Origin of the sequence: Xenorhabdus stockiae, from assembly GCF_002632825.1 — a bacterium.
Lineage (GTDB): Bacteria > Pseudomonadota > Gammaproteobacteria > Enterobacterales > Enterobacteriaceae > Xenorhabdus > Xenorhabdus stockiae.
Genome location: NZ_NJAJ01000013.1, coordinates 110,152 through 124,774, shown reverse-complemented (window position 1 = coordinate 124,774; position 14,623 = coordinate 110,152). Strand labels below are relative to the sequence as shown.

At 40.9% G+C, this 14,623-nt stretch carries 14 protein-coding genes; 4 read left to right on the top strand and 10 right to left on the bottom strand.

The features are described 5' to 3' along the window. Nucleotides 1–94: 94 nt before the first annotated feature. From Xsto_RS08735 to Xsto_RS08715, 5 genes are all read right to left on the bottom strand, one after another. Nucleotides 95–358, bottom strand: a complete 264-nt coding sequence (locus Xsto_RS08735; RefSeq protein ID WP_099124791.1) for a hypothetical protein — start codon at nucleotides 356–358, stop codon at nucleotides 95–97. Nucleotides 359–863: 505 nt separating this feature from the next. Then, complete coding sequence (locus Xsto_RS08730) at nucleotides 864–1,301, bottom strand: YcgN family cysteine cluster protein (protein WP_206601840.1); 438 nt, start codon at nucleotides 1,299–1,301, stop codon at nucleotides 864–866. Nucleotides 1,302–1,319: 18 nt separating this feature from the next. Beyond that, entirely contained in the window at nucleotides 1,320–1,976 is a 657-nt protein-coding gene (locus tag Xsto_RS08725; RefSeq protein ID WP_099124790.1) for a fumarylacetoacetate hydrolase family protein, read from the bottom strand. Between the two features lie 49 nt (nucleotides 1,977–2,025). After that, nucleotides 2,026–3,111 (bottom strand): lytic murein transglycosylase, encoded by a 1,086-nt coding sequence (locus Xsto_RS08720; RefSeq protein WP_099124789.1) that lies wholly within the window; start codon nucleotides 3,109–3,111, stop codon nucleotides 2,026–2,028. A 61-nt stretch (nucleotides 3,112–3,172) separates the two neighbouring features. Beyond that, nucleotides 3,173–3,445 (bottom strand): YcgL domain-containing protein, encoded by a 273-nt coding sequence (locus tag Xsto_RS08715; RefSeq protein ID WP_099110141.1) that lies wholly within the window; start codon nucleotides 3,443–3,445, stop codon nucleotides 3,173–3,175. 134 nt (nucleotides 3,446–3,579) lie between these two features. On the opposite strand from Xsto_RS08715, the gene minC reads away from it, so the two are divergent. The 3 genes from minC to minE are packed head-to-tail and all read left to right on the top strand — an operon-like array spanning nucleotide 3,580 to nucleotide 5,372. Continuing rightward, nucleotides 3,580–4,263, top strand: a complete 684-nt coding sequence (gene minC / locus Xsto_RS08710; protein WP_099110142.1) for a septum site-determining protein MinC — start codon at nucleotides 3,580–3,582, stop codon at nucleotides 4,261–4,263. 23 nt (nucleotides 4,264–4,286) lie between these two features. Further along, nucleotides 4,287–5,099 (top strand): septum site-determining protein MinD, encoded by an 813-nt coding sequence (gene minD, locus Xsto_RS08705; protein WP_099110143.1) that lies wholly within the window; start codon nucleotides 4,287–4,289, stop codon nucleotides 5,097–5,099. A gap of 3 nt (nucleotides 5,100–5,102) precedes the next feature. Next, nucleotides 5,103–5,372 carry a cell division topological specificity factor MinE gene (gene minE / locus Xsto_RS08700; RefSeq protein ID WP_099124788.1) on the top strand — a complete coding sequence of 90 codons (270 nt, stop codon included), beginning with the start codon at nucleotides 5,103–5,105 and terminating at the stop codon, nucleotides 5,370–5,372. Nucleotides 5,373–5,464: 92 nt separating this feature from the next. Here the strand turns inward: minE and rnd are convergent, their stop codons facing one another. Beyond that, a complete protein-coding gene (gene rnd, locus Xsto_RS08695) occupies nucleotides 5,465–6,604 on the bottom strand; it encodes a ribonuclease D (RefSeq protein WP_169926612.1) in 1,140 nt (379 codons plus the stop codon). Between the two features lie 653 nt (nucleotides 6,605–7,257). Beyond that, a complete protein-coding gene (fadD, locus tag Xsto_RS08690) occupies nucleotides 7,258–8,937 on the bottom strand; it encodes a long-chain-fatty-acid--CoA ligase FadD (RefSeq protein WP_099110146.1) in 1,680 nt (559 codons plus the stop codon). Between the two features lie 611 nt (nucleotides 8,938–9,548). Here fadD and Xsto_RS08685 point away from each other — a divergent pair. Next, nucleotides 9,549–10,715, top strand: a complete 1,167-nt coding sequence (locus Xsto_RS08685) for an MFS transporter (RefSeq protein ID WP_169926611.1) — start codon at nucleotides 9,549–9,551, stop codon at nucleotides 10,713–10,715. A gap of 50 nt (nucleotides 10,716–10,765) precedes the next feature. Here the strand turns inward: Xsto_RS08685 and Xsto_RS08680 are convergent, their stop codons facing one another. The 3 genes from Xsto_RS08680 to yoaA all read right to left on the bottom strand — a co-directional run bounded on the left by Xsto_RS08680 (nucleotide 10,766) and on the right by yoaA (nucleotide 14,246). Further along, nucleotides 10,766–11,362 (bottom strand): Slp family lipoprotein, encoded by a 597-nt coding sequence (locus Xsto_RS08680; protein ID WP_099124786.1) that lies wholly within the window; start codon nucleotides 11,360–11,362, stop codon nucleotides 10,766–10,768. Nucleotides 11,363–11,569: 207 nt separating this feature from the next. After that, a complete protein-coding gene (tsaB, locus tag Xsto_RS08675; RefSeq protein ID WP_099124785.1) occupies nucleotides 11,570–12,265 on the bottom strand; it encodes a tRNA (adenosine(37)-N6)-threonylcarbamoyltransferase complex dimerization subunit type 1 TsaB in 696 nt (231 codons plus the stop codon). A 64-nt stretch (nucleotides 12,266–12,329) separates the two neighbouring features. Beyond that, nucleotides 12,330–14,246: a DNA repair helicase YoaA gene (gene yoaA, locus Xsto_RS08670; protein ID WP_099124784.1), complete on the bottom strand. Its 1,917-nt coding sequence runs from the start codon at nucleotides 14,244–14,246 to the stop codon at nucleotides 12,330–12,332. Nucleotides 14,247–14,623 lie beyond the last annotated feature (377 nt).

Here is a 14,623-nt window from a genome sequence, read left to right as displayed (position 1 = left end):
AGGCCCAATATGGCATTAGGGGGTTATACCCCGAAGCAGCATTTATTACGCGCTGCGTGAATTCTACTTTTAACCTCCATGAAAAATGGGAGGATTACCCACCCACCTGAAGAACCCTAACTATTTCATTAACACTATCTATTGTAAATAAAACTCTGTGCCTCTGACTAAGTCTGATGGTATATAACTCGGTTGCACCGCTCAACATTTTAAAATTGGAGTCTCCTATATCACGTGCGGCATCACTTGGAGATCTATTATTTTCTACTATAATTCTCACCCATTCATCATATTTATTTTCGGCAGCACGTGGTATTTGTGCCCATTCGGCACGTTCGTCATCAACTACCCATACCATATATCACCTCTATTTTTTAGAAATGGTTTTTAAATACTACTCCTAATGTATTTTTTTAAATCATCAAATTTTGTACGCCTAATACAGTAAAGTAATAAATCAGGAGATCATAAATAGAAAATGAATTTATATTCGATAAACTTCAAGTTACAACAGATAATATGAGGTGAGTTCTTATATCTCCCCACGACGCAGGGAGATATAACACGTATATTGAAGTTGAATTAGTATAATGAAAAATATTCACCTCTTATTTTTTCAGTAAATTATCACAAGAATAAACTGTCGAAATAGAATAAACGGACTTCAAAAACGGTGATTGTTATTCTCCAAGATCATTTACAACTACGTGGAATGGTTTATCAAGTTTATGGTAAATGGATTAGTGATAATCACCAAAATCAACTAAACATCTTAAATGCTAACTTTAGCAGTAATGCCCCATCTATGCCCCAAGCATCTACCCTATGATATAAATTCCCTTTTATATCAATAATTAAAATGCCTACTCAGGCTTATTCAGGATATGGTCTTCCCAGTCCACTACATCAACCTCACGCACAGCGATATGCCTGACAGAAATGCGTTCTGCGTGCATGGCTGATTTTGAACCGCTGACTAACGGGTGCCACGGCAAAAGGCCTTTTCCTTCGTCAATCAGACGATAAGCACAGGTTGTGGGTAACCACTCAAAAGTCACCATGTTTTCACGAGTCAGTTTTATACAGTCAGGTTCATAACTGAAACGATCTTCATAATTTCTGCATTGGCAGGTTTTGATATTCAGCTGATTACAGGCGACATTGGTGAAATAAATTTCATCAGTGTCTTCATCCATCAACTTGTGCAGACAACACTGACCACAACCATCACACAGAGCTTCCCACTCCTGATCGGTCATTTGTTCCAAGGTTTTCATCTGCCAGAAAGGTTGAGACATAATTGCTGCCATTCCTCATCATTAAATCACTCTGGTAGTTAAAACGTGTTCATTAAGAGAAACGTTCAGAACATCACCAGATTTTAAAGCCCCTACTCCCTCAGGTGTTCCGGTCAGAATAATGTCACCGGGGCGAAGGGTAAAAAATTGTGACATGTAGCTAATCAAAGGGATGATTGGCGTTCGCATGTCACTCGTATTGCCGTTTTGACGTAATTCGCCATTTACTGTCAGAGAAAGACGGACGTTCTGTGGATCTTCAAAGACATTAACCGGAATAAAACCTGAGATCGGGCATGAACCATCAAATGCTTTACTCTTCTCCCACGGTTGGCCTGATTGTTTAAATTCACGCTGTAAATCACGCAGTGTCAGATCTAACGCAACAGCAAAACCAGCAATGGCGTTACTGACACGTTCCTCATTGGCATTTTTAAGTGTCGAACCGATTAAAACCGCCAGTTCTACTTCATGGTGCACTGCCCCCAATTTTTCCGGAATAGATATGGGTTGGCGCAAATCACAAAGCGCAGTTTCGGGTTTAATAAATATCACCGGCTCATCAGTGATACTGGAACCCATCTCTTTAATATGCCTAGCGTAGTTACTGCCAACGCAAACAACTTTATTAGCAGGAAAATCCAGCAGTGCCCCCTGCCAGTCTCTATGCTGGTACATAGTACTCTTCCTTAAACTGTCATCAGCCTGATTACTCAGACTCTGATATTTAATGAGTGAGATGACGCATTCTCTGTTCGATACCGTCAGCCATCATACCAACACTGAGGGCAAAATAGTAAGAACGATTCCAGTGCATAATAGTACGGAAATTTTGCGTCACCCAAAACGCCTGCGGTTCGACCCCATCAGTGATTATAATCCAACCGTTGGTTTTAGCGGGTAATTGTGCAAACTCAGGAGCAAAAACACCCAATGACTGCCATTGTGAAATCGATTTACCCTGCTCCGCCTTAACGCCTTCCAGCGCGTTATCAAAATTATCCGGCAATGAAACGGCAAAACCCCACGGTAGTCCTTTTTGCCATCCTTCTTTATGCAGGTAATTAGCGGTGGAAGCAAAAACATCTTCCTTGCTGTTCCAGATATCGATCTTTCCGTCACCATTACCATCTGCGGCATAAGTCAGATACGAAGTCGGCATAAACTGGCTTTGCCCCATCGCTCCAGCCCAAGAACCTTTCAGAGTCTGGCCTGCACCAATGTATTTTTTCTCTATAATCTCAAGAGCGGCCAGAAGCTGTTTGATAAAGAAATCTTCCCGCCGCCCTTCAAAAGCAAGCGTAGACAATGCGGATATAACATCTTCCTTACCCTGCATACGGCCAAACCCGCTCTCCAGCCCCCATAAGGCGACAATATAAGATTCAGGGATACCATATTTGCGGCCGATCCTTTCTAATTGCAGGGAATTATTCTGATATTGTTCAACACCCTGTTTTATTTTCCAGTCCGGCAAAACACGTTTCAGATACTCATCCAGAGTCGCTTTTTTCTCTGGCTGATTACGATCTGATTTAATGACCCGTGGAATAAAGTGTATATCAGCAAATGCCCGTTTTAAGGTCTCCTCACTGAACCCCTGTTTCCTCGCCTGCTGTCTGATTAAAGCCACATAAGCCGGAAATTGCGATGGTTCACGTGAAGCACGTGGAAACTGCTGTTCCAATACCTTCACATCCACTTGAGATAAAACCGTCAACCCTGAATCCTGCTGTATTTTTTTATCGGGTGAAATACACCCAGCCAGCAGTATTACACTCAATAATAAAGGTACCTTGATGATTAATTTCATAAATCACCCTCTTAACTCAGGATCAAGCCACTACCCGTGGCTCTTCGGATGACGATTTTTTTCATGATTTGGCTGCTGCCAGATGTTCATTGATTAAACTTTCAACGGGAGGGGGAACCTGCAAGTAAAAACCCTGCTCACTCAATGCCGCTTTTACTTTTTCAATATCCGCATTAGCTAATTTTTTTCTTTCTGATAACGAAATCATCATAGAAAATTGTGGTTCGCCAAAAGCTTTCAATAACTCTTCAGGAACAGAGGAAAAATCTCCTTTTTTTGTAAGATAGAGATATGTTTGTTCACGCTTTGGACTTCTATAGATTACACAAATCATTGTCATAAACTCTTTTTAATTAACACTGCGACTTGCTTGAATAATTCAGTAACTATAACATGCTTATTATATTTAAGAATATCGTATCCTTGGAGTTGTTCCATGGAACTTAACCTTGCTGAGTCTGAATATCGATGTCACAATCGCCAATTGAGCTAAAAGGCAGTAATTTTACGCTTTCGGTCGTTCATTTGCATGATGACCAGCCGGATATCATTCAAAAGGCCATACAGGAAAAATTGGAGCAAGCGCCCGAATTCCTGAAAAATGCTCCAGTTGTTATCAATATATCCCATCTCCCTGCTGGTGCAGACCTTCTTGCTCTACATCGTGTGGTTGAATCTAGCGGGCTACGTATTGTTGGCATCAGCGGCTGCCAGGATGAAGAACAGCGGAAAATTGTGTTGGAAGCGGAACTCCCTTTATTAAAAGAAGGGAAAAGCCAGAAAATTCGTACTGAAGAAAATAAGCCACCTGAACCTATTTTCAAAAAAACTCGTATAATTAATACGCCTGTTCGTTCAGGACAAAGAATTTATGCTCCGAATAGCGATCTTATTGTTACCAGTAATGTCAGTGCTGGTGCAGAATTAATCGCTGACGGAAATATTCATATATATGGCGTGCTACGTGGGCGTGTATTAGCAGGCGCATCTGGCGATCAAGAAAGCCAGATTTTCTGCACCCATTTAAATGCTGAGCTAACCTCTATTGCCGGCCAATATTGGCTCAGTGATGAAATTCCAGATAATTTTGCTGGTAAAGCAGTGAAATTACGTCTGGTAAATAATGAATTAACTATTGAAACCTTAATCTAGCCCTTATAACAAGGAATCGCTTCATGGCACGCATTATTGTTGTTACATCTGGTAAAGGTGGCGTTGGCAAAACCACTTCAAGCGCGGCCATTGCTACCGGCCTCGCACAAAAAGGGAAAAAAACCGTAGTCATTGATTTTGATATCGGGCTGCGTAATCTCGATCTCATCATGGGATGTGAGCGCCGTGTGGTTTTTGACTTCGTTAACGTGATCCAAGGTGACGCCACATTAAATCAAGCGCTGATAAAAGATAAGCGCACAGAGAATTTATATATTCTGCCTGCTTCTCAGACTCGGGATAAAGATGCTCTCACCCGTGATGGTGTCGAAAAAATCTTGAATGAATTAACTCAGCAAGGGTTTGAATTTATTATCTGTGATTCACCAGCGGGTATTGAAAGTGGTGCCTTGATGGCTCTCTACTTTGCCGATGAAGCTATTATTACAACAAATCCGGAAGTTTCATCTGTGCGCGATTCGGATCGAATTTTAGGTATTCTCGCATCTAAATCACGTCGGGCTGAACGGGGTGAAGACCCTATCAAAGAGCATCTTTTGTTGACCCGTTATAACCCAGGTCGTGTGAACCGTGGCGATATGCTGAGCATGGAAGATGTTCTGGAAATTTTGTGTATTCCTTTAATCGGTGTCATTCCTGAAGATCAATCTGTTTTACGCTCTTCGAACCAGGGAGAGCCAGTTATTCTGGATAAAGAGTCTGATGCGGGTAAGGCATACGAAGACACAGTTTTACGTTTACTCGGTGAAGAGCGGCCTTTCCGCTACATTGAGGAAGAAAAAAAGGGCTTTTTGAAACGCCTGTTTGGAGGGTAACGCATGGCTTTGTTAGATTTCTTCCTGTCGAGAAAAAAGTCGACAGCCAATATTGCCAAGGAACGGCTGCAAATCATCGTGGCAGAACGGCGCCGTGGTGATGCTGAGCCTGCCTATTTGCCCGAAATGAAACGTGATATTCTGGCTGTCATTTGTAAATATGTACAAATTGACCCGGATATGCTTTCTGTACAGTTTGAGCAAAAGAATGATGATATCTCCGTACTGGAACTCAATGTAACATTACCGGAGATTGAGGAATCGCCAAAATAACGCTATCAAATAGTGCTATTTAATTTAAGCGCGTGATTTCCCGAAAGTAATCGGGATGTATAAACATCCCGATTTCAGTTCAGACAAATGGATCACAGAACTGGGTAATCAGCTAATATTTCAGCAATCTGTTCAGCCAATAGTTTATTCCGCCAGCCCCGTAATAACTCAGGTAGACTTTCTGATGATTTCAGTTTCCAGTGAGCACTGAGTAATTGATTAATCTGACGGCGGGATGCCAATAATTCAGCGCAAAATTGGTGTGGTTCACTGACCCTATTTATCAGTGATTTTATTTCTTTAAACGCTTTACGATACTCAGGGTAATCAACTAAGTTTTTAATTAATTCAGGGCATTCTTCATCTGAAAGATCCCGGCATTCTGCTACCATTGCCAGTAACCGACGCCCATGACAACGAATTTCCTGCCCACTTAACCCCAAAGCATCTAACTCGCCCAGTGAAGTTGGCATATAACGCGCCACCTGCCACAAGTTTTCTTCACGAATAACAAAATTAACAGCCAAATCCCGTTCACGAGCCTGATTCAAACGCCATGCAGCCAGTTTTTTTAAACAGGCTAATTGCCTTGGGCGTAGTTGGTTGGCATTACTGATATCTTTGTATGCAGACTCCGGCATTAAGATCTCTTTGCGACGCTGTACAATCAGTTCGCTTTCATCTTTTGCTGCGTCCATATAACCCGCCTGCTCTGTGGCTGTCATCAGAATATCAGCCAAAGGCAAGAGATAATAAACATCCGCCGCCGCATATTCACATTGCTTTTCACTGAGCGGACGAGCCAGCCAATCAGTACGTGATTCGCTTTTATCCAGCTCTACATGCAAATATTCTGAAATCAATGTTGCAAACCCGCACGACAAAGGATGCCCAATAAATGCCGCCAATACCTGAGTATCTATGATCGGAGTAGGCATGCACTGAAAGCTATTCCAAAAAACTTCCAAATCTTCACTGCCAGCATGAATGAATTTTACAACATTCGGATCAGTCAATAATTCGCGTAAAGGCTGCCATTGAGAAATTTCAAGGGGGTCAATCAGAGAAAGTTCTTCTCCATCAAACAGTTGAATCAAACCTAATTGGGGATAATATGTCCTTGTGCGTACAAATTCTGTATCCAGCGCAATTTTTGCATGTTGTTTGGCCCGATCACAGATGGACTGTAACTGGGCATCGGATGTGATTAACTGATAATTACAACTAAACAATAAAATATCCTTTAAATACAATTTGTTGTGAATAATTGAATGCTAAAAAATAAAAGTGCACATAGATTTGTACAAACAACAAAAACCTCTATACACAATGGATTTCAAGATACATCGCGGCGGTAAGGGGGCTCATCACGGGAACATAGATAACTATGCGACTAGAGTGAATGAACGCAGCTAACAAAGAAGCAACTTGAAAGATAAAGTACACACTTTTAATTAGATAGCCATTTATGCATTCTATAGTATTAAACATAGTTTCCACTTACCACAACTTTGAAAAAATTATCTCAAACACGATGACCTTTATTCTTCTATGACTTTCAAAATATCATTTTGAGATAATACTATGCATGATTGATCTGGAATTATTCCGGCTAATGCAGAAAGGAAACAGGCAGGACATGTGTCATCTACTGATTAGGCAAGTAAGATTATTCAGTCAATTCAAGGAAGTTAATGCCATACCTGTTTATAAAATCCTACTCCTGATCTTAAAAAAGTATCTCAAGAACGGAGCAGCTTATTCTATAATTTAGAAATTTTAGAATCGATAACCAACACCGATCAGCAAGATACAACAACGCCGGTAAAACCGGCGTTGTTGACGTAATAGGCAATGTCAATTGCCTTTCTGAACACTCTCTAAGCTATTTTTCTGCTTTTTCTATTTCTTCTTTACGCAGTTCTTTACGAAGAATTTTACCTACATTCGATTTCGGTAATTCATCACGGAATTCGATAATTTTAGGCACCTTATAAGCAGTTAAATAACGTCGGCAGTGTGTTTTAAGTTCATCCTCAGTTAAACTAGGGTCTTTACGAACAACAAAGATTTTAACCGTTTCACCTGAGTTTTCGTTCGGAACACCGATTGCCGCTGACTCCAACACTTTGGGGTGTGATGAAACAACATCTTCCACTTCATTCGGATAGACATTGAAACCGGAAACCAGAATCATATCTTTTTTCCGATCAACAATATGCAGGAAGCCTTTTTCATCCAGATTGGCAATATCCCCTGTTGCCAGCCAGCCGTCTTTTAATACCTCAGCGGTTGCATCAGGGCGATTCCAGTAACCTTTCATTACCTGAGGCCCACGAACCCACATTTCACCAGCCTCTCCCATAGGAACCTCATTCCCACTGTCATCCATCAGCCTAATATCTGTTGAAGGAATCGGGAAACCAATGCTGCCACTATGATGATCCAGATTATGTGGGTTAGCAGACACTAAAGGTGCACACTCAGTCAGGCCATATCCTTCGAGTAAATGGCAACCTGTCAATTTTTGCCACTTATCCGCAACCGCGCTCTGCACTGCCATACCACCACCGACAGCCAGACGTAATGCAGAAAAATCCAGTTTCTGGAATTCCGCATTATTCATCCAGGCATTAAATAACGTATTCACGCCAGACAATGCGGTAAATTTATAACGGGAAAGCTCTTTAACCGTTGCGTTCACATCCCGCGGATTGGTAATCAATAAGTTCCGACCACCCAATTCAGTGAACAGCAGGCAATTTATAGTAAGAGCAAAAATATGGTATAGCGGCAACGCCGTGACAACCAGTTCTTGTTTGGGACGTAACAACGATGAATAACTGGCTTTAACCTGTTCAAGGTTCGCTAACATATTCCGGTGGGTCAACACGGCGCCTTTTGCCACACCTGTTGTACCTCCGGTATATTGCAGAAATGCCAAATCTTCGTTATTTACCTCTGGTTTGACATACTGCATGCGATAACCCTTGTGGATAACGCTGCGAAATGAAATTGCATCCGGCAAGTGATATTTCGGAACAAGCCGTTTAATATATTTTACGACGAAATCTACAAGAGTCCCTTTTGGACGGGATAACTGGTCACCCATGCGAGTCAGAATGACATGCTTGACCGGAGTATTGAAAACTATTTTTTCTAAGGTATGTGCAAAATTAGAGACAATAACTATAGCTGAAGTACCACTGTCAGTAAGTTGATGCTCCAATTCTCGTGGGGTATACAGTGGGTTTACATTAACAACAATCATCCCCGCACGCAGAATACCAAAAAGAGCAATGGGATATTGCAGTAGATTCGGCATCATTAATGCCACACGATCGCCTTTTTTAAGCCCCAATCCATTTTGTAAATAAGCAGCAAAGGCACGACTACGCTCTTCCAGTTTGCGGAAAGTGAGAACCTCACCCATATTAATAAATGCGACCTGATCAGCATAGTTCGCCACGGCATTTTCAAACATTTCAATCAATGATGAATAACGATCGGGATCGATTTCTGCCGGAACATCCGCCGGATAATGTTTTAGCCAGACTTTTTCCAAGTTGAGTACTCCTGAAATCTAATTGCTGTGTAACCATTGACCATGAAACAAAAACCAGACCTGTGTATTTAACAAATTATTAACTCAGCGTACCAGTTTGAAAAGGAACATTGTTCAGGTTGGCGATACACATCACTAATTTAATACTTTATTATCGCTGCTAAAAAATAAGGCAGCTTATGCCGCCCCTATGTTTTTATTATTTATCAAATAGTTAATAACATAACTAGTATTTAGATGTATAATTCACTAATTATACACTGATTTAGTTATTTTTGCCGAAAACCCATATCATTATTCCAAATAGTTATAAACAATGTAAACCAATGCCCGATAATTATTAAGGGTTATTCGCATGTTACTGGTTAACATTCAAACAAAATAATGCGTTAACTACGCTCCCTCGCCACCATCACGTATTCTGAAATCTAATGTGTACACTTCTTGACCTAATAAACACTTCGGTATTGTTTATCTTGTATTGATAATTTTTTCACTATATTAGGACAAAATCATTTTATTCGTGAATAACCTAGGTGTGATCAAACGGGTATTTTGTCATCAGCAATAAAATTTACATGTACGAGTCATGTAGAAGTGAAGGTACTTTAATGAACGAACAAAAAACAATTCTTTTTTCATGCTTTTTACTCGTTGTTGGTTTAATGGCTGTTGATTTTTTTAATCCTTCACTACCTTTTATTTTAAAAGAACTCAATGCTTCACAAGAAAGCATCAAAAATTTAATTGTAGTTTATATGGCAATACTGGGTATTTCTCAGTTTTTTTATGGCAGTATCAGTGATCGCTATGGTAGAAAACCTGCTGTTGTTATCGGGTTTGCCATTTCTATTATTGGTCTGTTCTTATCAGACTATAGCGAAAAAATCAGTTACCTCTATTTGTCCAGAATAATTACAGCATTTGGTGCAGCTAGTTTTACTGTTATCTCAAGGGCTATTATCGTTGATATCTTTCAGGAAAGTATAAAATTGAAAAAAGCATTTTCTTATTTTTCAATGTCCAGCCAGCTATCTCCGGCTCTTGCCCCTGTCTTTGGAGGCTGGCTACAAATGAAATATAACTGGCATATATCCTTTTTTACACTGGCTGTTATTTATTTTATTGGTCTAATTATTACCTTACTCACAATGGGTGAAACGAAGAAAAAGGAACCAAAACCGTCAACATTCCTAACGCCATATATTCAATTGGCAAAAAATATACAATTTATTGCATTCAGCATTGCATCATCACTCATTTTTTCTTATACAATAGGCTATTACTCCACTTCTCCTTATATTTTTCATAAAATTGGCTATAGCCCGATAGAAAACAGCCTATTCTTCATTATTTATGCTGCTGGAATTATTTTCGGATCATGGTTGTTAGGAAGGCAATTTATAAAAATAACGTCTAAAAAACTCTATTTGCTATCACTCATATTTTATAGCTTTATTCTTATTTTTTTCTCATTACAAAACTTAGAAACACCCATTAATATTATGATATTCTCTTTTTTATTAGCCACAGTATCAGGTGTTATTGCCCCTTTATCATTGATGTTATGCATGGAGAATGTAACTAAGAATAAAGGTGCTGCCAGTGCTTTACAGGGTGCATTAAAAATGAGTTTCACCGGCGTATTTATGATATGTTTTGATTTATTTCATATAACTGAGTTTCATCAGTTAATTAATATTTTCATGATTTTTACTATCCTTTTGTTTGTAATATATTTTTCTTTACGATTCCGGTCTGGTAAAAATACAATTTAGTATTTATTTAAAGTAGTCTCATATTCGTAACAAACATGAGACCACCTTTATCACTCAGCTGGATGTTTCTCAGTCAAGATAGTTTCAACAGGCGCAGACTGAATTTCTGGACGTTCTATCCATTCATTAAAATAGGGATCACCATAATAACCCCACATATTCCCTACTGAAGATGGTAATGAAATACGTCTTATTTCATGCCAGCGTTTAAAACCATTAACATTCATCACAACATAGTTATATGGACTATCCCCGACTTTTCCTTTTTCTATTCCCGTAATCAAGCCAACAACAGTCACATAATGGTTCTTGAAATCAGTAGGCTCCAGAAAATAATTCACGTAAGCATAAAGCCGACCGAGTGAAGGAGTACCAATAAGAGGAGCAGCATTACTTGCCAGTGGCATTGTTGAAATTTCTAACCGTGTCCGTCCTTTTTCATTTAAGACGCTTAGGACTTTTCCACCAAAGCGCCCTTCATGCCCAATATATAAATCGGGTTTGTTTTTGACACTAATCAGGTTTTCCTCCGGGTGTTTAGTCGCTCCTTTTATTGAGTCCGGAACTGATGCACAACCGATGAGTGCCATTGCCCCAATAAATACAATAGATTGCAATATGACCCGACAGTATGTTCCATTGAGCATAATAAATACCTCCCATACAGGAAAAAAATCAGAGAATGCGACTTCTTCGTCTTTCAGATTGCCTCTTCTTTGGCTGAGATACAACCTGAAAGACGGTGGGTATAGCCAGTCCTGTTTTTATGGATATCAATATTTCATGGACACCAGTTTCCGCTGCAAGTTGCATTAAATTTATGCAACCTCTCCCCTAAAGTTACCTGAATAATTTTAGCGGCCCGGTAATTTTTTCCATGTGACTTCATTACGTAGATAAACGGGCTCTGCCAGCTCAACTGCGGTTGCCTCCCCCTCTTTCCACATCTGAACGGCTAACGGCAGCATGTCTTCTGCATGAGGTAACGCCATATCTCCCGGAATTAAAGTTAAGTGGCTTTCCAGTAATTGAGGATAAGCTTCCCATCCCGTTCCAGCTATTGCCCATTCCCCTGTTAAATTAGACATAATGGCCTGTACCTGCTCAGGTTTTAACACAGATTCAGTTTCATCCCCTGACCATATACCCTGTTCATCACGGGTATACTGTGCCCAATAAACCTCTCCCATACGGGCATCAATGGCAACCAAGACATTCGATATATTTTTAAGACGGAATACCCCCTGAGCCATTGTCTTCAGGGAAGAAACACCTATCATTGGCAGATCAGCTCCTAAGGCCAGCCCCTGAGCAATTCCCACTCCAATACGCACACCAGTAAAACTGCCCGGCCCTCTGCCAAATGCCAGTGCATCCAATTGTTGTAACTTTATACAACCTTTGGACAATACCGCCTCCACCATAGGTAGAATACGTTGAGTATGTTCCCGTGGGGAAATTTCAAACTGCGCCTCAATGAGACCATCATTCCAAAGTGCAACAGAACATGCTTCAGTTGCTGTATCAATAGCTAAAATCCGTGTGGACATGCCTTAACTCCGGCAAGAATAGAATTCGAAATAAGGGGGCTATGCTATCATACCCCCAGAGATTTTACTGCGACTGTGATTGACGGGATTTAAGAAATTCCACCGCTTTCGACAGATCTCGGGTACGGGGAGACGGGGGCAGACTGTTGAGAAAGACTTCACCATAAGGGCGCATGACTAGTCGATTATCACAAATGACTACCACGCCATAATCATCAACATCACGAATCAAACGCCCGACTCCCTGTTTCAGGCTAAGTACGGCATCAGGAAGCTGAACTTCACTGAAAGCATCTCCCCCTTTGTGCTGACAGTCTTCGATTCTCGCTTTAAATAGCGGATCATCCGGCGCTGTAAAAGGTAATTTATCGATAATGACACAGGATAGTGCATCACCTCGCACATCTACGCCTTCCCAAAAACTTCCGGTGGCCACCAGCAAAGCATTACCTGCTGCGAGAAATTGTGACAATAATTTTCCCTTACTGGTTTCGCCCTGTACCAATACAGGTAATGTCATACTTGCCCGGAATTCTTCAGCCAAACTGCGCATCATTTGGTGGGAAGTACACAGGAAAAAACAGCGCCCTTTATTACTTTCGATCAGTGGCTTTAACATACCCGCTAACCATTTCGCCCCACCATTCTGATTAGGTAGTGGTAAATGACGCGGAACACACAATAACATTTGGCGCTGATAATCAAACGGGCTGGGAAGGAGTAAAGTTTGAGCCTGTTTTAACCCCAGACGCGCGGTGAAATGTTCGAGTTGATCGTTAACTGACAACGTTGCTGATGTGAAAACCCAACAACCGGATTGTTCACGGATCATCTCACTGAATTTATCAGAAACTGACAGAGGCGTTAAAGCCAGCAAAAAGTGCCGCCCATAACTTTCAAACCAGTAACTATAATCAGGCACAGTCACATCAATCAGTCTTTTAAGACGGTTACGATAGATTGTAGCCCGTTCAAAAGCTGCATCCAGCATTGCTGAACGCCCCAGTGACAGTTTCATAACGTCATAACAAAGTTCCAGTGCATCATCCAGCCGCACCAATGCCCGCTTAATATGTTGCTGCTGCAAAACTTCACGGAGATTACCACGATAACTGTTTTCTCCGAGTTCTAAACGAAAATCTTGCGTACTCTGGCTCAGTCGATCCGCACTTTTTTGTAACTGAGCCTGATCCCTGACTTCCGTGCGGTAAGCCATGATGATATCCCGGGATAAATCCAGTAATTGTCGGCTGCTTAACTGCTGCCCAAAATACTGGCTGGCGATGTCAGGAATTTGGTGCGCCTCATCAAAAATCATCACTTCCGCCTGCGGAATTAATTCGCCAAATCCGGTATCTTTGACAACTGCATCCGCCATAAATAGATGATGATTGACGATGACAATATCTGCTTCCATCGCCCTACGGCGGGCTTTCAGTACAAAACACTCCTGATAATTCGGGCAGTCGCGACCAAGGCAGTTATCATTAGTGCTTGTTACCAACGGCCAGACAGTGCTGTCTTCCGCAATTTTATGGCAAGTACTGATATCACCATCTTCGGTTTGTGACGACCAATTTTTCAGCGTAATTATTTCTGAGAGTGTTTCTGGCTCAAGTTGAGAGCCACCGATTGATTGCTGTTCAAGGCGCTCAAGGCATAAATAATTTGAACGTCCTTTTAGCAGTGCCAGACGACCGGAAAATGCCAGCGAATCAGTAATAGCAGGCAAATCCCGGCTATAGAGTTGATCCTGTAACGCCTTTGAACCTGTGGAAATAATCACTTTCTTGCCCGATCGCAATGCAGGTACCAGATAGGCAAAAGTTTTCCCCGTTCCTGTCCCCGCTTCTACCACTAACTGTTGCTTATTTTGAATTGCCGCAGTAATCGCAGAAGACATTTCCCGTTGCGCATCGCGGGGTTTAAAGCCCTGTATGGTTTTGGCAAGTATGCCATTTTCTGCAAAATCGTCTGACACAGATCGTCTCTTTTAATAGAATAAGATTGATTTAAAAATCATAATATAAACATAGAAATTAAGATCAGGATAATTCATTTCACCTAAAAATGCCGCTAGTCTGCAGATGCACAGCGCAAAATGACAGTATGTATTAGCAGCGCCCTTTTATTACTCAAGGAATGGATAGATATTAACTTTAATCCCAGACATTTCTCGCAAACATTACGTCCTGATATATCCCTGTGAATTATGATAATCAAGAGCTTGCAGACGGAGCTGGACAACAGGTTATGACATTACAATAATGAACACCCCTATCAGGATAAAATGGTCTATGGGTTTATTTCCATAGACCTTTTACAGGGGTAATAACCCGCCAATTCAGGATCAAAATT